Raw genomic sequence first — 17,095 nt, 5'->3', positions numbered from 1 at the left:
CCAGTGGTCTGAGGGCTTGCAACCGGATTTGTCCGGCGGGGATCCAGCTGGCTGTGATCTACCGGGCCGGATCTACCGGGCCAGCCGCGACTGGGCGGCCAGGGCGACCAGGGCGGCCACGATGATCCCGCCGCCGTACCAGAGCACCGTGGTGAACAGCCCGAGCGGCGCCACCAGCTGGCCGGCGACGATCGCCGGGACGCCGAAGCTCAGGTACGCCACCAGGAACACGGCCGCGAAGAGAGCCGCCCGCTGGTGCACCTCGGCGAGCGGCCCGACGGCCCGCAGCGCACCCGAGAACGTCGCCCCGAAGCCGGCCCCGCCGACCAGCCCGCCGACCCACAGCAGCGGCAGGGTCACCGTCGCGATGCCCACGAGGACGATCGCGGTCCCGACCAGGACGGCGATCGTGCCGTTGCGGACGACCTGGCGGGCCGGGCGGCGGCTGAGCAGGTAGGCGGCGGTCGCCGCGGTCGCCGGCGGCAGGAACGCGGTCACGCCGTTGAGCAGGCCGCTGCTGTGGTGGAACACGTCGCGCAGGATGCTCGGCGACAGGCCCATGAACAGCCCGGCCAGCATCCACGAGGCCAGGTGCGCGGGCGCGGCGGCCAGGAAGTCGGGGCGGGCCGCCCGCGGTACCGACACCTGGGGCTTCAGCGCCGCGAGGGCGCCCGGGCGGCGGCTCACGGTCTCGGCCGACAGCGCCGCGGTGAGCGTGCCGAGGGCCATGATGACGGTGAGGCTGGTGAAGACGATCAGGTTCGCCGCGTGCGTGAACTGCACGGCCAGGCCGGTCAGCAGCGCGCCGAGGCCGAGCCCGCCGGCCGGGGCCACGGCCCCGAGGATGCCGCCGAGCCGCTTGTGCCGCTCGGGGGCCAGCTCGACGAGCGCCGCGGTGAATGCGCTGCTGGCCGCGCCGGTCGCCACGCCCTGCACGACCCGGGCGGCGATCACCCAGCCTATGCCGGGCGCGAACACGAACATGAGCATCGCGGCGAGCTCGACGGCCAAGGCGCCGATGAGCACCGGGCGGCGGCCGACGTGGTCGGACAGCGAGCCGACGACGACGAGCGATGCGAGCAGCCCGAAGGCGTACGCGGCGAACGCGACGGTGAGCACCCAGGGCGCGAAGCCCCACTCGCGCTCGAAGAGCACGAGCAGCGGCGTGGGTGCCCCGGCCGCCAGATACAGGGAGGCGAAGGCCAGCGCGGCGCCGGTGAACGCCAGGCCCGGCGGCAGCGTGCGCCGGCGAGCGGCGTGGGTGACCGGGCGGTCGAGTGTTGCAGCAGACATCGCGTGCCCCCTAAAGCAAAGGTTCTTGCGTTAGGCTGAAGCTACGCCTGATTGGACGTACTAACGCAAAGATCTTTGCTTTTGTCGGGAGGGTCACATGTCTGCCCCAGTGCGTCGCACGGGTGGCCGCAGCGCCGCGGTGCTGTCCTCGATCCGGTTCGCCGTCGAGGAGCTCGTCCGGGAGCGCGGGGCCGAGAAGGTGACGATCCCGCTCGTCGCCGAGCGGGCCGGGGTCAACCCGACGAGCGTGTACCGGCGCTGGGGCGACGCCGCCACGATGCTCAACGACATCGCCACCTACCGCCTCGACCCGACGCGCGAGCTGCCCCGGACCGGGGACCTGCGGGCCGACCTCATCGCCTGGTGCCGGGAGATCGTCGAGCACTACCGCAAGCCGATCAACGCCGCCCTCCTGCGCGGGGGCAGCGCGTCCGCCGGCGAGCAGGAGACGGAGTGCCTGCGCAACCGCCGCGCCGAGGGCCTGGCCATCGCGGGCGAGGCCGGAGCCCTGGACGCCGACGACATCATCGACGGGCTGGTCGGCCCGATCGTGTACCGCGCGATCTTCCTGCCGTGGACCCTTGACGAGGATCTTCCGGTCCGCCTGGTCGACAAAGTCCTTGCGGCATAGCGTTGGCGGCATGAGTCGTGAGCACCTGATCCCCGGACCCGAGCACCCCATCACCGTGACGCCGTCCGACGTGCGGGTCGTCGTGCGCTCCGGCGAGCACGTCGTCGCCGACAGCACCAACGCCCTGGCCCTGCAGGAGTCGACCTACCCGGTGGCGTACTACCTGCCCATCGAGGACACCAACCAGGAGCTGCTGCAGCGGACCGACCACAGCACGTACTGCCCGTTCAAGGGCGACGCGTCCTACTACTCCGTCGTCACGCCCGACGGGACGGTCGAGAACTCGGTGTGGAGCTACGAGAAGCCCTACGACGCCGTCTCGCCGATCGCGGGCCGCGTCGCCTTCTACACCGACCGCCTGGAAGTGACGGTCGTCTCAGGGCAGTGACCCCGTGTAAACGTCCCCGGCCCCTGGACACGTCTAGGGGTCGGGACATTGCGGGCAATACCATTCGAGGGTTTTGCTCCTACGCCCCGGGTCGGTACCGTTCGCGGACGGGGAGGACACAGACATGTTGAGTCGTCGCAGAATGCTGGCCGCGGGGGCCGGGATCGCCGCCGCCGCCACACTGGCCGCGTGCAGTGACGGTAAGAGTTCGGGCGGTAAGGCCAGCTGGGCCGGCGGTGACCCGTCGGGTGACCCGAGCACCCCCGGCGGCGGTGGCGGCGGGGGCGCCCCCGCGCAGGTCACCATCACGCCCGCCGCCGACACCAAGGACGTGTCGCCGTCGAGCCAGGTCACGGTCGCCATCGCCAACGGCACGCTCACCACCGTGACGGTCGCCGCGAACGGCAAGAACCTCGACGGCAAGCTCGCCGACGACAAGAAGACGTGGACGTCGAGCGGCACCCTGGCCTACGGCGCGACCTACACGGTCACCGTCGCCGGCGCCGACGGGTCCGGCAAGGACGTGAGCCAGTCCAGCTCGTTCGCGACGCTGAAGCCGGCCGCGGTCGCCTCGGTCACGTTCCAGGCCAACCAGATGGCCGCGCTGAAGAACGGCGGCACCTACGGTGTCGGGCAGCCCGTCATCGTGTACTTCAACAAGGCCGTCAAGAACCAGGACGCCGCCGAGCAGGCCATGAAGGTGACCACGTCCCCGCAGGTCGAGGGCAAGTGGCACTGGGTCAGCAGCCAGAGCGCCCACTGGCGTCCGGAGAAGTACTGGGCCAAGGGCACCACCGTCAAGATCAACGTGAACGTCCTCGGCGTCGACCTCGGCAACGGCGTCTACGGCGGCGGCAACGCCAGCGCGAGCTTCTCCATCGGCCCGGCCCGCATCGCGATCGCGGACTCCAACACCAAGCAGATGGAGTGCTACATCGACGGCCAGATGGTCAAGAAGATCCCGGTCAGCATGGGCAAGGGCGGCGAGACCAAGGGCTCCAAGGGCGAGACCATCGACTTCTTCACCCGCTCCGGCGTGCACGTCCTGATGACCAAGGAGCCGGTCGTCACCATGAGCTCCGCCAGCTACGGCATCACGGACAAGAACAACCCGAACTACTACGAGGAGAAGATCAAGCTCGCCTGCCGGATCTCCACCTCGGGCGAGTACGTCCACCTGGCCGACTGGAACATCCCCCAGCAGGGCAAGGCGAACACCTCCCACGGCTGCATCAACGTGGCCCCGGCCAACGCCCAGTGGTTCTACGACACCTTCGACACCGGCGACGTCGTCGAGGTCCGCAACACCCCGAAGAACCTGCCCCTCACCGACGGCCTCGGCGACTGGAACGTGCCGTGGGCGCAGTGGTAGCCGAGTAGCTCGCGCAACGCTTGCCCGGGCCGCCCCCGAACTTCTCGGGTCGCGGCCCTCGTCGTTCCCACCGCTGCCCGATACAGGATGCGGTTCCGATCTTGCAAGCCCATCTCGTCCCGTAAGCCTCTCATTTGTGGTAATCCGGAAATATCGGCCGCAGATGGCTGAACGGGCCGCGTCGCTGCGCGTGTCCGGATATTTCCGCATTTAGCGTCTTTGCGACGCATGGGGCAACGAACGGGGGCGTCGTGAGGCCGTACAAGGCGGCGGGATTGCTTGTCGTGCCGGCGGCGGTGCTCACTGCGAGCGTCGCCGCCCATCCGGAGCCGGTGGCGGCTCCCCCGTTCGAGACCAGCACGCTCGACGGCGGCGTGCGGGCCGGAGACGTGGTGCGAGGGGCGGCGTTCCCGACGAAGGCCGGCGACCTGGTCGGGTTCGACCCGACGGCCGACACGCTCGTCGCGCAGGCCGCGGCCGGCACCGAGCTGACCGGGCTCGACGCGCACACGGGCACGGTGCGCTGGCGCAGGAAGCTCGACGACGCCGGCGCCTACGGCACGGTGCTGTGGTCGCAGAACGACCTCGGGGCCGGCTCGGTGCTCGTCAACGCCTACGACCGGGGCAGCCGGGCGGCCGAGCTGGCGGCGCTGTCGACGCGCACCGGCGAGACCCGCTGGCGCATGCCGCTGAGCGCGCGGACGCAGGCCATGGCCGCGGGGCCGGCCACGCTCGTCGGCGAGCCGGCCGAGAGCTCGTCCCCGATGCGCTGGGCCGACCCGCGGGACGCGCCGAAGACCACGAAGTCGCCGGCGCCCGCCCGCAAGGCCGAGGTCGACCGGGTCAAGGCGACGCCGACGAGCTGGGGGCCGCACGCCAAGAAGGACGCCAAGAAGTCGCCGCCGCCCTCACCGTCACCCTCGACGAAGACGAAGACGAAGACCAAGGCCGGGACGAAGCCGACACCCACGGCCACGCCCACCACCACGCCGACGCCGACGCCCGCGAAGACCGACGACCGCACCTCGGGCCGGGCCCGGATCGGCCACACCGACGAGGACGCCGGGACGGTGCCGACCCGCGACGCCCCGGACCCGGGGAAGATCAACGCCGTGTCGGCCGGTGACGGCGGGCGGCTGTGGAGCGCCGACCTGCCCGAGGGCTGCGACCTGCGGGCCGCGGCCGGCGACGGGAAGACGACCGCGCTGCGGCTGGCCTGCACCGCCGGCGACCGGGTCGAGGACCGTCTGGAGATCCGCGACGCCCGCACCGGCGCGCTGCGCTCGCGCACGGCGCTGGACCCGGCGGCGGACGACGGCGGGCTGGGGCTGCTGGTCCGCGGCGGCGCGACGCTCGTGCGCGGGGCGCGGACCTTCCAGCTGTTCGCGCCGGACGGGCACCGCCTGGTCCAGCGGACCGGGGACGGGTGCGCGGAGTACTGCGACCTCGCCGTCGAGGGCGGCGTCGCCGTCGTCGCCCAGTCCGGCGCCGCGGCCGACCCCACGGACGGGGCCCTGGAGGCGTTCGCCCTGACCGACGGGGCCGAGCGCTGGCGGGCCGACCGGACCGTGCGGGCCCTGGTGCGGGAGGGCGGCCGGCTGTACGCGGTCGGCCCGGCCCCGCAGCCGGTCCCGTTCACGGCGGTGTCCGGCGTGGGCGAGCACGGCCTGTCCGACCCGTTCGCGACGATGCTCCCGGCCGGCGCGGTCCCGCAGCGCGGCACGGCGATGCTCGTCGCCGACAACGCAGGCCTGGCGTGGTACCGCATCCGCCCCATCGAGCAGCCACCCGGCTACCTGGGCGGCGCCACCGACCGCCCGGACCCGTGCGCGGCCGTCCCCCGGGCCGAGGTGGCGAAGCGCCTGGGCCGGCCGGGCGGCTCCGCCCACCGCGACGACACGACGACGTGCACCTTCACGAGCGGCTCGAAGACGCTGCGGGTCGAGGTCCTGTGGGCGGGCACCGACGAGCCCTCCGCGATCGCCCGCTACAACGTGGTGAAGGGCGAGGACATCGAGCGCTACGGCACAGTCGTCGTCGCCACCCGCACCACCGGCTGAACCGGCCGCAATGCCGGGACCGGACACGGCGGCCGCGCTCCGGCGCGCCGTCGCATCCGGCTGCCGGCCCGGGCCTCAGAAGTCGTCGTCGATCAGGCCGTAGGGCGGCTGGTCGGGGCGGCGGGAGTAGCGCACGATCACGTCGGCGGCGGCGGTCGGCGGCGGGGCGTTGTCGGCCACCACGATCTGGGCGCCGACGCCGCGCCCGGCCAGCCACTCCTCGATGTGGGCGTAGATCCGGCCGATCGTGCGGCCGTCCTCCAGGTCGCCGAGGGCGCCCAGGTTCTTCTGCGGGCTGTCCAGCAGCAGGAAGCCGGGGTGCGACGAGCGGCTCTCCCAGGCCGTCTCGAACATCGCCAGCTGCCAGGCCAGGGCGATCAGGGTGCGCCCGCCGGAGGAGGCGGCGGTGTAGGGCTCGCCGCGGACGTACGGTGTCAGGTCCTCGGCCAGGTAGGCGTCGGCGAGCTTCGGGTAGCGGAACTCGGCGAGGATCGCGCGGTAGCGTTCGCTGACCCGGCGTACGACGGCTGCCCGGTCGGCCCGTCTCGACTGCGCACCGGCGTTGCCCAGGGCGTCGCGGTCGGCGTCGAGCTGGTCCATCATCTGCAGGATGCCGTTGGCCCGCCGTTCGAGGCTCTGCACGAGGCGGAGGCCGTCGGCCGCGCGCTGCAGGGTCGCCGCGGCCTCCTCACGGCGGCGGGCGATGGAGTCGCGTTCGGCGAGGAACGGGGTGACGGCGTGCGCGGTGGCCGCGTCGACCTCGGCCGCGGCCCGTGACTCGGCGTCCTGCGCCCGGGAGGCGGCCGCCCGCAGGTGCGGGATCTCGCGCTCGAGGTCCTCGACGTGCCGGGTCAGCTCGGCCAGGCGGGTCCGGGCCGCGCGCAGCTCGCCGGAGACGTCGATCGGCCCGACCGGGAAGCGGCAGGCCGGGCAGCGCTCGTCGGCCGCCGCCAGCGCCGCGCCGCAGGAGGCGCAGACGCCGGAGCCGGTCTCGAAGAGCCTGTCGGTCTCGGCCAGCATCGTCCACTTCGAGACGTCGTCGGCGTAGCTGGCCCGCAGCGGGGTCAGCCGCTGGACCTGGGTCTCGCGGTCGCGCAGCTCGTTGGCGGCGTGCAGCGCGGCCCGGGCGGCGTCGCGGTGCCGCTCGCGCAGGTCGGCGGCGAACGCGGTGGCGGCCCGGGCCCGGGCGTCGAGGCCGGCCAGGCTCTGGGCGCAGGCCGCCAGCTCGTCCTTGGCCGCCTGCTCCAGGGCCTCCAGGTCGAGGCGGCTGCCGATGTGCTGGTCCTCGACGAGCTGCTCGGCCGCCCGATACGCGGCGCGGGCCGCGGCCAGCTCGCCCTCCACGGTCCGGATGCGCCGGCCCAGCTCGACGGTGTGGTCGTCGTGGACGTCGAAGACCAGGTCGACGACCTGGCGCAGCTTGAGGTGCTTCATCGGGACGCTCTCGAAGAGCAGGTCCTTGCCGTCGAGGCGCTCGTTGGGCAGGAAGCACAGCCACATCAGGTCGCGGAAGCTCAGCGGGTCGTCCGGCTCCCGCGCCGCGTCGAGCGAGAGGCGGATGCCCTGGAGCTTGCAGTGGGAGAGCAGCAGGCTGGAGAGGCTGTCGGGGTGGCCGGCGGGGCGCAGGGTGCGGCGCACGCGCGGGGCGGCCCCGGGCTCGTCGAGCCGGCCGGCGCGCACGTAGGCGAACATCGACGGCTCGCCGACGGCCCGCTCGATGAGGTACGGGGAGCCGGAGAGCTCGACCTCCAGGGTCGCGGACTTGACCTTGGGCGTGATCTCCGGGTGCCGCGGGTGGTCGTTGGCGCCGAGGCAGTAGTCGACGAACTCCAGGATCGTGGTCTTGCCGGTGCTGAACGCGCCGGCGAGCACCGACAGGGGCCGCGGGGCGTCGTCGGGCGCGCGGAAGTCGACGTCGTAGTCGCGGTCGTCGCCGTGGAGGCGCAGCCGTCTGATCCGGATGCCCTGGGTGCGCAAGCCGATCATGAGACGTCCTTGACTGGGACGGGAAGCAACCACTGTCGCAGGTTCTCTCGCAGCTTACGGCCGCTCATACGCCGTAGCCGCCGCACGATGATGCGCACCGCTGTGATGTATGACTGAGCATACATTGCCGTGAATCGGCGGGCCATGCTCGCTCCCTCTTCCGTGAGGCGGTAGGTCACCCGTCCGGCCGCCTGCACCGCGACAAGCCCCGCCGCCACCAGGGCCGCGAGGTCGCGGTTGAGGTGCAGCTGGGCGGTGACGTACCGCTGGGCCGGGCTGGCGTAGGCGACCGCGCGGTCGTCGAACCCGGCCAGCCGCAGCGCGGTGCGGTCCGGGTCGTCGCCGGACCGGGCGACGAGCAGCGGCTGCCCGGCCAGGAACTCGTAGACGCCGAGCCGCTCGGCATCCAGCGGCTCCCCGGCCGCCGCGAGCACCAGCAGCAGCCGGGCCCGCCGGAACGCGCTCACGTCGTCGGGCGTCATACGAGCTCCCGCCAGTGCGTCACCCAGCCGGCCCGGCGCTGCTCCACGACCCGGTGCATCAGCCCGCAGCGGTGCACGACCCCGGCCCGCAGCAGCTCGGAGAACGCCCCGGACTCGCGGATCTCCCGCATCACCGCCGCGTGCAGGCCGGGCAGCCGCGGGTCGCCGGGGTGGCGGGCCAGGGCCTGGTTGAACCCGGCCTCCCAGATGCCGTGGACGAGCCCGTCGGCGTCGTCGAGCGCGTCGAGTTCGCCCGGGACGCGCTTGTCGAGGATCTCGCGGGCCAGGAGGTCGGCGTTGAAGTACTCCCGCTTGGCCGCCGAGACCTCCGCGTGGCCGGCCGCCCGCAGCTGCCGCACGAACAACGCGTGCTCGAGCTCGCGGTCGTCCTCCGGACGAAGATCATGCAGCGGTACCCGCGGCGCCCCCACCGGCCCCGAAGGCTGCGCATAGGGATCGTAGAAGTGCCGGCGCACGTGGGCACAGTCCGGCTTGACGAGCAGGTTGCGCAGCACGTTCTCGTGCCACAGCTCGATCAGCACGCCGGTCTCGCGCTGGCGGCGGGCCCGCCAGTTGTCCCACCACTGCGCGGCCGGCGGGTCCATGCTGGCCGGCACGCACAGCACCCACTGCGTGAGCCGGTAGCCGTTGCGCGCCGCGGCGGCGACGGCCGAGTCGAACGACTCCCGGATCTGGCCCTGGTGCGCGCGGGTCACGATCGGCCAGAAGTACTTCGACTGCCAGATCACGACAAGCCCGGACAGCTCCCCGAGCAGGATGTCGATGCCCCAGTCGCCGGGGTTGGCGCTTATCGCCCGGGCGCCGGGGTAGATCGCGGCCAGCAGCATGGCGAGCATCTGTTCGAAGTCGTCGCGCGCTCCGTGCATGTTGCCCGCCCGGATCTGGTGCGCGGCGAAGTTGATCGGCGGCTCACCGGAGGCAAGGCTCATCGAAGCTGCGGTCGCCGTCATCTCCCCTCCGCATCCGACCCCCGGCCTGCATGAATGGCTGTGAATCCAAGATTGTCACGCGCGGCGATCCAACCGCTACCGTGAGCACAGATTTCACCGAATGTGTGATCACAATTTGTTCACGTCGATATCGGCGTAGATGGCCGCGTGGTCGGAGCCGGCGTGCACCGCCTTCGTCATGGTTCCGTAGATCGGCCACAGCACCCCGTTGCGCCCGCCCCACACGCCCCGCCGCTCGATGCCGCCGCCCGTCGCCGCGCCCCACAGGGCCGGGGACAGCAGGACGTAGTCGAGCTTGTTGCGGGCCGTGCACGAACCGTAGGTACCGGGGCGGCCATTGTCCTGAAAGGACGGATGCTGCGAGATGTCACGCAGATCGGTGTCGCGCAGCAGCGGGGCGAGGGGCTCGCTCTCCGGCGTGTCGTTGAGGTCGCCGACCACCGCCACGTAGGGCGAGGACTGGGCGCGGTAGATCGCGGCGACCCGGGCGGCCTGGCGGCGGCGCGTCGCGTCGGAGGCGACCTTCCCGCCGTAGCCCTTGCTCTTGAGGTGGTTGACCAGCAGCACCAAAGGCTCGGCCCGGCCGGGCAGCGCGAAGTGGTACTCCGGGCAGTCCCGGCTGAACACCCGGCCCCGCTCGTCCACGTCGTCGACGTGCGTGCGCTGGAGGATCACGGGGAAGTCGCCCGTCGACATGACCCCCACGTCGATGCCGCGCTCGTCGTTGCCGTCCATGACCTGGATGTGCCGATACAGCCCGCGCAGCCCGCCGTCGGTGAACCGCTTGAGCGCGTGGCGGCTCTCGGCCTCGACGACCCCGAGCACGTCGGCCCGTACGTCGAGGATGACCCGGGCGGTGTTCAGCAGCGCCTGCTCGTCGCAGCGGTCGGTGGTCAGCTCGACCCAGCCGATCCAGTCGGCCCGCCCGCCGGCCACCACCTCGACCCGCCCGTCGCGGGCCCGCTTGAGCAGCCGGCCCCGGTTCTGCCGCAGCCGGGCGAACTTCGCCAGGTCCGCGTGGCGCAGCCCGAGCCGGCCCAGCTCCCGCAGGATCTCGCGCTTGACCTCGTCGGTGTAGACGGGCTCCTCGAGCAGCTCCCCGGCCCGCGCGAACGCCTCCAGCACGGGCCGCCCGTCGGCCCACGTCCGCTGGTCCAGCGCCTTCGCCCGGTTGAACAGGTTCTCGACGTTGTAACTCGCGATGCGCATCGTCAACGAGACTATGGGGCGATCGTCACCTGTGGGTGACACCGTCCCCCGGATGGTCGCCGAGTTCATCCTGGTGTTCTTCGCACTTCCCGTGGCGTTCGCCTTCGTGAAGATCCCCGGCGGCCCCATCCCGATCCTGCTCGTCCTGTGCATCGCGGTGGCCTTCTCCTTCCGCCGCGCCCGCGACTTCGACCGCCGCGACCTGTGGCGCCCGTCGGCCCTGCGACCGGCCCTGCCATCGATCCTGCGCCTGTGGGCCCTGGCCGCCGTCGTGGCCGTCGCCGCGGTCGGGCTCTTCGACCGCTCACACCTGTTCGACCTGCCGCGACACAACCCCGGCCTGTGGGTGCTGATCGTCGTCGCCTACCCCATCGTCTCGGTCTACCCGCAGGAGCTGCTGTTCCGCGCGTTTCTGCTGCACCGCTACCGCACCCTCCTGCGCAACGACCGCATCGCCGCCGCCACCAGCGCGGTCTCGTTCGCCCTGGCCCATCTGCTCTTCGGCAACCCGGTAGCGGTCGCCCTGACCCTCGTGGGCGGCTGGCTGTTCGCCCGCCGCTACCAGCGGACCCGCTCGCTGCTGACCGTCGGTGTGGAACACGCCGCGTACGGCCTGCTCATCTTCACCGTCGGCCTGGGTCGCTTCTTCTACCACGGCCCCGACTTCGGCTGACGCTCCGCTGGGGCGGCTGGGGCCGGTGCGACGATCGGTGCGGTCCCGAGCGAGGGCGCGGATCTTAGCCGTGACCCGGAACTATGGCAACGAACTTGTGTGGTTCCACCGGAACGGGTGCGTACGATCGGCCGGTTCGGCAGGTACTTCTATGTGACAGGTTCATGACGCTATGACCTGGCGGACAGCTATGTTCGGGTCCCGCTCGGCGCCTGGCAGAGAGTGACCCATGGCAATATCTATTGACAGTGATCGTCGGCCCCGTGGCGCCGTAGCCCTTCTGGTGCGGCTGGTGCTGCCCGTGCTGCTCATCGTGCCGGCGGTCGTGCTGTTCGGGCTGCAGCGTCAGTCCAACGGCGATGACTCGGCGTTCGTGGCCACCGAGCGTCACGGCGTGGCGTACCTGCGGGGGCTCGTGCCACTGGAGATCGAGCTCGTCGGCGCGCAGGTCGCCGCGGCGGCCGGGACGCCCGTCCAGCGGGAGCCGCTCGTCGCCGCGATCGGCGCAGCCGCCAAGGCCGACAGTGACTACGGCGCCGAGCTGCTCGCCCACGACCGCTGGACCGACGTGCGGGCCAAGATCGAGGGCGTGCCGGCGACCGGCTCCCCCGCCACCGTCTTCGCCGCCTACTCCGAGGCCCTCGACCTGCTGCTCGACCTCGCCGACAAGGTCCGCGACGCGTCCGGGCTGGCCCGCGACCCGCACGCCGAGACCTTCTACCTCGCCGACGCCGGCGCCCAGGAGCTGCCCGAGGGCATCGCCGCCGCCGGGCAGTACGCCGGCCGCGTCCTGCTGGGCCGCCAGCTGGCCCAGTCCGCGCAGACCGACGCGCTGTTCGGCATCGCCGAGGCCCGCTCCGACCTGATCAGCTCGGCCTCCGACCTGTCCGAGGACATGCAGCTGGCGTCCCAGGGCTCGGCCGGCGCCAGCCTCGACGCGGGCCTGCTGGCCAAGATCGACGCGTACAGCCGGGCGGCCGACTCCCTGGTGCCGGCCGCGGCGAGCGCCCGCACGACGTTCACCGCCGACCCAGCGCAGATCACGAACGACCGCAACGATCTCGGCCGGGCCGGCTCCGCCCTCTCGGCGGCGCTGCTCAGCGTGCTCGACAACCTGCTGCGCGACCGGGAGGCGAGCCTGCGGACGCGGGCCGCCGTGGCGGTCGCGGCGCTGATCGCGGCCATCGTGCTCGGCCTGGTGCCGGTGACGCTGGCGGTCGTGCAGTCGCTGCGCGGGCGCCGGCGGCGGCCCGGTGCCGCGGGTGGCCCACCGTCCGGGCCGCCGCCCGCGGAGGTGCCGCACCCCGCGGCCGAGCGGTGGCCCGACGACTATCCGGCGCGTGCGCCGTACGAGCGCGGGGAGTCCGTTCGTGCTGCTCGGTAGGCTGCGCATCCGCGGCAAGCTGACACTGCTCGTCGCAATCCCGCTGCTGGCCATGCTCGGCCTGCTGGTGCCGGTGGTGGTGAACCTGGTCAACACGGCGTCCCGCTCGTCCGACACCGACGCCGCGGTGACGCTCACGGCCCGGGTGGGCTCGCTCGTGGAGGACCTGCAGCAGGAGCGGCTGCTGACCGTCGGCTACATCCTCGGCGCCGTCGACCGCACCGACCTGGCCCGCCAGTCGGCGCGGGTCACCGACCAGGTGGCCGCCGTGCGCGCCGGCGGCGACCTGCCGGACGAGCTCACGGCCTCGCTCGACGCGATCCAGGAGCAGCTGCCGCCGCTGCGGGAGCGCGTGCGGGCCGGCGCGGCCACGCCGGACGAGCTGCTCGACGCGTTCGTACCCTTCCTCGACGACACGATCGACGCGCTGGGCCTGGTCGACCGGGCCGACACCACGACCGCGACGGGCCGGGAGCTGCTCGCCCTCGACGCGCTGCTGCAGGTGAACGAGTCGCTCACGGAGACGACAGCCATCCTGGCCGTCATGGCCCACGGCGACCCGGAGCCGCTCGTCGTGCGCTTCCACGAGGAGCAGACCGAGCTGAATGTGTACGAGGAGCGCTTCACCGCATTCGCGACGCCCGCCCAGGCCCAGCTCCAGGCGCTCGTCGCCACCGCGCTGAAGCAGCGCCTCGGCACGGCGTTCGACGAGGACTTCGAGCTCGACCCGGCGGCCGCGATGGCCGCCCGCCCACTGGCCACCCTGTTCCCCAAACTGCTGTCGTTCAGCGTCCTCGGCGGCTCCGTCGAGCGGCGCCTCATCGACGACTTGAGCTCGACGGTCAGCCGGGACGAGCAGCGGGCGCTGGCGACGGCCTACGGCGCGGGCGCCCTGACCGTGCTGGTCCTGCTCGTCGTGCTGCTGCTCGTCGCGGCGGTGGTCCGGGCCGTGGCGGCGCCGCTGATCCGGCTGACCCGCTCCGCCGAGCGGATCGCCGAGTCCGGTGAGGAGGAGCTGCGCCGGGTCGCCGACGACGACGTCGAGTCGGGTGCGCCAATCCGCCTCGACGTGCTCGACGCGAGCGGCGCCGACGAGATCGGCGACCTGGCCCGGGCGTTCGACCGGGTCCAGACGACCGCCGCGCAGCTCGTCGAGCGCCAGGTCGTCAGCCGGCGCAACGTGGCCGAGATGTTCGGCCACATCGGCCGGCGCACCCAGAACCTCGTCGGCCGCCAGCTCGGCATCATCGACCAGCTGGAGACCCGGGAGACCGACGCACCGCGCCTGGAGCAGCTGTACCGCCTCGACCACCTCTCCAACCGCCTGCGCCGCAGCGCCGACAGCCTCGTCGTCATCTCCGGCTCCGGCCGCGGCGACGAGCACATGGCCCCGGTGCGCCTGATCGACGTCGCCCGGCTGGCCCTCGCGCAGATCGAGGAGTACACCCGGGTCGACACCGACATCCCGATCGAGCTGCTCGTCGCGCCCGGCATCGTCGGTGACCTGGTGCTGCTCACGGCCGAGCTGCTGGAGAACGCGACGAACTTCTCGCCGCCGCACACCCGGGTGACGATCGCCGCGCGGGCGCTGTCCGCGGGCGTGCGCATCGCGGTGATCGACAACGGGATCGGCATGAGCGACGAGCGCCTGGCCGAGGAGAACGCCCGGCTGGTGCGCCGCGAGCGGCTCGACCTCGTGCCCAGCCGCGTCCTGGGCCTGTTCGTGGCCGGCCGCCTGGCCCGCCGGCACGGGTTCGGCGTGGCCCTGGCCCCGACCCCGGAGGGCGGCGTCACCGCCACCGTCGACCTCGGCCCGGAGCACGTCATCACCGTGCCGGTGCTCGCCCCGGTGCGGGTGCACAGCGAGGTGGCCGCCCCGCTGATCGAGGCGCCGATCCGGGAGCTGGAGGCGCCGGGCATCTACCGGTCGGCGTCGGTGCTCGCCCCGGTCGTCGACGAGCCCACGCCGCTGCCGGCGCGCCGGCCCCAGGACGCGGGCGAGGTGATCCGCGGCGTCCAGCCGTGGAACGCCTTCGACGTCGGCTCCCGGGCGGCCCCGCCCACGCCGCCGGCCCCGCCCACGCCGCCGGCCCCGTTCACGCCGCCGGCCCCGTTCACACCACCGGCCCCGAGCGCCCCGCCGGCCTCGTTCACGCCACCGGCCTCGTTCACGCCGCCCGCCCCGCGGGCCCCGATCGTCGCGCCCGTGCCGGAGCCGCCCGGGCCGCCGCCGGCCTGGCCGCCGGTGCCGCCGGCCGCGACCTCGCCGTCCGGGCTGCGCCGCCGGGTGCCGGGCACGCAGCTGCCGACCGGCCCGGAGCGGGTCATGTCGGCGGCGCCCCCGGTGGTCGCCGACGCGCTCGCCGCCCGGGACCTGGTCGAGCAGTTCGAGGCCGGGGTGCGCCGGGCCGACGAGCACACCGCTGTCCTGCCGGGCCTGGTGGCGGTACCCGAAGCGGCGCCCCCGCCCCCACCTCCACCACCGGCCGGCGACGGCCCCCGGCCCCTGCGCCGCCGGACCCCCGGCGCCGCCCTGAGCGGGATGGACCGGCCGGCCCGCACACCCGCGCCGGACGCCGTCGCGCCCGATCCGGAGACCGCACGCAGCCTCGTCGAACAATTCGAAACCGGCGTGGCCCGCGCCCTGCGCGACGCACCGGCCGGACCCGATACCCACGAAGGAATCCCACTGTGAACAGCACCTTCACGCACCCGAGCGGCCCCGCGGGCAGCCGGGACACCGCGAGCGCCGGGCTCAGCGCCGACGCGAAGACGTTCAACTGGCTCCTCGACTCGTTCACGACAAACACGGCGGGCGTCCGCGAGGCGATCGCCGTGTCGTCGGACGGCCTGCTCATGGCCATGTCGTCGGTGCAGGACCGGGCCAACGCCGACCGGCTCGCCGCGATCGTGTCCGGGGTCACCAGCCTCTCCGCGGGGGCGGCCGGCTGGTACTCACTCGGCGCGCTCAACCGGGTCATCGTCGACATGGCCGACGGATACCTGCTCATCACCGCGATCAGCCGGGGCTCGGTCCTGGGCGTCATCGCGGACCGGTCGGCGAACCTCGGCACGGTGGCGTACGAGATGACCCTCTTCGCCAGCCGGGCCGGCGCCGCGCTGTCGCCCGCCCTGATCGCGGAACTGAAAAACTCCGTCCAGACGTGACCCCCGAGCCCTACGCCGCCCCGGAACCGGAGTCCGTCGGCCGGATTCCGCCGTACCTGCGGACGCCGTCCGCGGGCCCGGCGCCGGGTGGCCTGCCCGGCGCCGAGGAGCCGCCCGCACCGACCGCGGGCGGCACGGCCGCGCTGCGCCCGTTCGTGCTGACGTCGGGCCGGGTCGAGGCGGCCGACCGCGAGATCGGCCTGGAGACCCAGGTGACACTGCGCGGCGACGCGGTGCCGAGCGGGGTGCTCCCGCCGGAGATGCAGGCGATCGTGCGGCTGTGCGAGCGCCCCATCTCGGTCGCCGAGCTGTCCGCGCTGGTGCCGCTGCACCTGGGCGTGACCCGCATCCTCGTCGCCGACCTGCGCGTCGCGGGCTACCTCGACGTCCACGTCACCGACACCGACAATTCCCAGTCCCCCGAGACCATCCTGCGAGTGATGCGTGGACTTCGTGCGATCCGCTGACCCGACCGCGGCCCGGCCGGCCGCCACCCGGGCGCCCGTCCCGGTCAAGATCATCGTTGCCGGTGGCTTCGGCGTGGGTAAGACCACGACCGTGGGCTCGATCTCCGAGATCGCCCCGCTGACCACCGAGGCCGAGATGACGTCGGCCGCCATCGGCATCGACGAGCCCGGCCAGGCCAGCACCAAGAGCACCACCACCGTGGCGATGGACTTCGGCTGCGTGACGATCGACCAGAGTCTGAAGCTGTACCTCTTCGGCACCCCTGGTCAGGACCGCTTCGGCTTCATGTGGGACGACCTGGTCCGCGGCGCCCTCGGCGCCCTCGTGGTCGTGGACAGCTCCCGGCTGGACGACTGCTATCCGGCGGTCGACTACTTCGAGCGGGCCGGGCTGCCGTTCGTCGTCGCGGTGAACGCCTTCAACGGCCGGATGGCGCACGACCTGGACGAGGTCCGCTGGGCCCTGGCCGTCGCCGAGCACGTGCCGATCGTGACCTTCGACGCCCGGGTCCGCACATCCGTCCGCGACGCCATGCTCGTCGTGCTCGAAGGTGCCTTGCAACGCGCGCTGCACGGGGCACACTGATCCTCATGCCATCCCGCCCTCCCGACGACGCGCTCGCCCGCCTGGCCCGCTGGGACGAGCTGCGCCGCCGCGCGGCCGGCGGCCGGGCCGCCGCCGACGCCCCGCACCGGGAGCCACCGCAGCCACAGCCGGACCCGGCGCCCCAGCCGGCCCTCGACGACCTCGTCCAGACCCTGCGCGCGCTGGCCCGGCGCCACCCGTCGCTCTCCCTCGCCGTGGTGGCCGAGGACGCCGGAGCGGTCTGGCACATGCGCACCACCCAGACGGACGCGGGCATCGAGATCCGGCCCGCCGCCGCCGGCACCCCGTCGACCGCCGCCCGCCTGGCCGACCTCCTGCGCGAGCACCCGCGGATCCTGGACGACCCGAACCGCTGAGGCCGGGACAAAAGTCCCGCCCGGCCGGGTACACATCGATCGGGACAG

The 17,095-nt window shown here is 73.2% G+C and carries 16 protein-coding genes; 11 read left to right on the top strand and 5 right to left on the bottom strand.

Annotated elements, in window-relative coordinates:
* Nucleotides 1–72: 72 nt before the first annotated feature.
* A complete protein-coding gene (locus tag Dvina_RS15050) occupies nt 73–1,293 on the bottom strand; it encodes an MFS transporter (protein ID WP_223103101.1) in 1,221 nt (406 codons plus the stop codon).
* 97 nt (nt 1,294–1,390) lie between these two features.
* On the opposite strand from Dvina_RS15050, the gene Dvina_RS15045 reads away from it, so the two are divergent.
* From Dvina_RS15045 to Dvina_RS15030, 4 genes are all read left to right on the top strand, one after another.
* On the top strand, nt 1,391–1,924 hold the full coding sequence (locus Dvina_RS15045) for a TetR/AcrR family transcriptional regulator (RefSeq protein WP_223103100.1): 534 nt from the start codon (nt 1,391–1,393) through the stop codon (nt 1,922–1,924).
* A 10-nt stretch (nt 1,925–1,934) separates the two neighbouring features.
* On the top strand, nt 1,935–2,312 hold the full coding sequence (locus Dvina_RS15040; protein ID WP_223103099.1) for a DUF427 domain-containing protein: 378 nt from the start codon (nt 1,935–1,937) through the stop codon (nt 2,310–2,312).
* Between the two features lie 124 nt (nt 2,313–2,436).
* Nucleotides 2,437–3,684, top strand: coding sequence for a L,D-transpeptidase (locus Dvina_RS15035; RefSeq protein ID WP_223103098.1), 1,248 nt, complete (start codon nt 2,437–2,439; stop codon nt 3,682–3,684).
* A gap of 251 nt (nt 3,685–3,935) precedes the next feature.
* A complete protein-coding gene (locus Dvina_RS15030) occupies nt 3,936–5,744 on the top strand; it encodes an outer membrane protein assembly factor BamB family protein (RefSeq protein ID WP_223103097.1) in 1,809 nt (602 codons plus the stop codon).
* Nucleotides 5,745–5,819: 75 nt separating this feature from the next.
* Here Dvina_RS15030 and Dvina_RS15025 read toward each other — a convergent pair whose 3' ends face one another.
* The 4 genes from Dvina_RS15025 to Dvina_RS15010 all read right to left on the bottom strand — a co-directional run bounded on the left by Dvina_RS15025 (nt 5,820) and on the right by Dvina_RS15010 (nt 10,392).
* Nucleotides 5,820–7,730: a DNA recombination protein RecN gene (locus Dvina_RS15025; protein WP_246656225.1), complete on the bottom strand. Its 1,911-nt coding sequence runs from the start codon at nt 7,728–7,730 to the stop codon at nt 5,820–5,822.
* On the bottom strand, nt 7,727–8,212 hold the full coding sequence (locus Dvina_RS15020; RefSeq protein WP_223103096.1) for a hypothetical protein: 486 nt from the start codon (nt 8,210–8,212) through the stop codon (nt 7,727–7,729). Before Dvina_RS15020 ends, Dvina_RS15025 begins: the two co-directional genes overlap by 4 nt.
* Nucleotides 8,209–9,183, bottom strand: coding sequence for a hypothetical protein (locus Dvina_RS15015; RefSeq protein WP_223103095.1), 975 nt, complete (start codon nt 9,181–9,183; stop codon nt 8,209–8,211). Before Dvina_RS15015 ends, Dvina_RS15020 begins: the two co-directional genes overlap by 4 nt.
* Before the next feature lie 108 nt (nt 9,184–9,291).
* On the bottom strand, nt 9,292–10,392 hold the full coding sequence (locus Dvina_RS15010) for an endonuclease/exonuclease/phosphatase family protein (RefSeq protein WP_223103094.1): 1,101 nt from the start codon (nt 10,390–10,392) through the stop codon (nt 9,292–9,294).
* Nucleotides 10,393–10,444: 52 nt separating this feature from the next.
* Here Dvina_RS15010 and Dvina_RS15005 point away from each other — a divergent pair, with 52 nt between their 5' ends.
* From Dvina_RS15005 to Dvina_RS14975, 7 genes are all read left to right on the top strand, one after another.
* Nucleotides 10,445–11,065: a CPBP family intramembrane glutamic endopeptidase gene (locus Dvina_RS15005; protein WP_223103093.1), complete on the top strand. Its 621-nt coding sequence runs from the start codon at nt 10,445–10,447 to the stop codon at nt 11,063–11,065.
* A gap of 292 nt (nt 11,066–11,357) precedes the next feature.
* Nucleotides 11,358–12,449, top strand: coding sequence for a hypothetical protein (locus tag Dvina_RS15000; RefSeq protein ID WP_223103092.1), 1,092 nt, complete (start codon nt 11,358–11,360; stop codon nt 12,447–12,449).
* Nucleotides 12,436–15,144 carry a sensor histidine kinase gene (locus Dvina_RS55185; RefSeq protein WP_281428385.1) on the top strand — a complete coding sequence of 903 codons (2,709 nt, stop codon included), beginning with the start codon at nt 12,436–12,438 and terminating at the stop codon, nt 15,142–15,144. The genes Dvina_RS15000 and Dvina_RS55185 overlap by 14 nt, the downstream gene beginning before the upstream one ends.
* A complete protein-coding gene (locus Dvina_RS14990; protein WP_223103091.1) occupies nt 15,141–15,617 on the top strand; it encodes a roadblock/LC7 domain-containing protein in 477 nt (158 codons plus the stop codon). Before Dvina_RS55185 ends, Dvina_RS14990 begins: the two co-directional genes overlap by 4 nt.
* Nucleotides 15,614–16,084, top strand: a complete 471-nt coding sequence (locus Dvina_RS14985; protein WP_223103090.1) for a DUF742 domain-containing protein — start codon at nt 15,614–15,616, stop codon at nt 16,082–16,084. Before Dvina_RS14990 ends, Dvina_RS14985 begins: the two co-directional genes overlap by 4 nt.
* Complete coding sequence (locus Dvina_RS14980; protein WP_380027401.1) at nt 16,062–16,670, top strand: GTP-binding protein; 609 nt, start codon at nt 16,062–16,064, stop codon at nt 16,668–16,670. Before Dvina_RS14985 ends, Dvina_RS14980 begins: the two co-directional genes overlap by 23 nt.
* A 5-nt stretch (nt 16,671–16,675) precedes the next feature.
* A complete protein-coding gene (locus Dvina_RS14975; RefSeq protein WP_223103089.1) occupies nt 16,676–17,047 on the top strand; it encodes a hypothetical protein in 372 nt (123 codons plus the stop codon).
* Nucleotides 17,048–17,095: the final 48 nt, after the last annotated feature.

It is taken from the genome of Dactylosporangium vinaceum, from assembly GCF_019904175.1.
In the GTDB taxonomy this organism is placed as follows: domain Bacteria; phylum Actinomycetota; class Actinomycetes; order Mycobacteriales; family Micromonosporaceae; genus Dactylosporangium; species Dactylosporangium vinaceum.
Note: the sequence above shows the minus strand (reverse complement) of the source record. Positions and strands in the feature narration are given on the sequence as shown.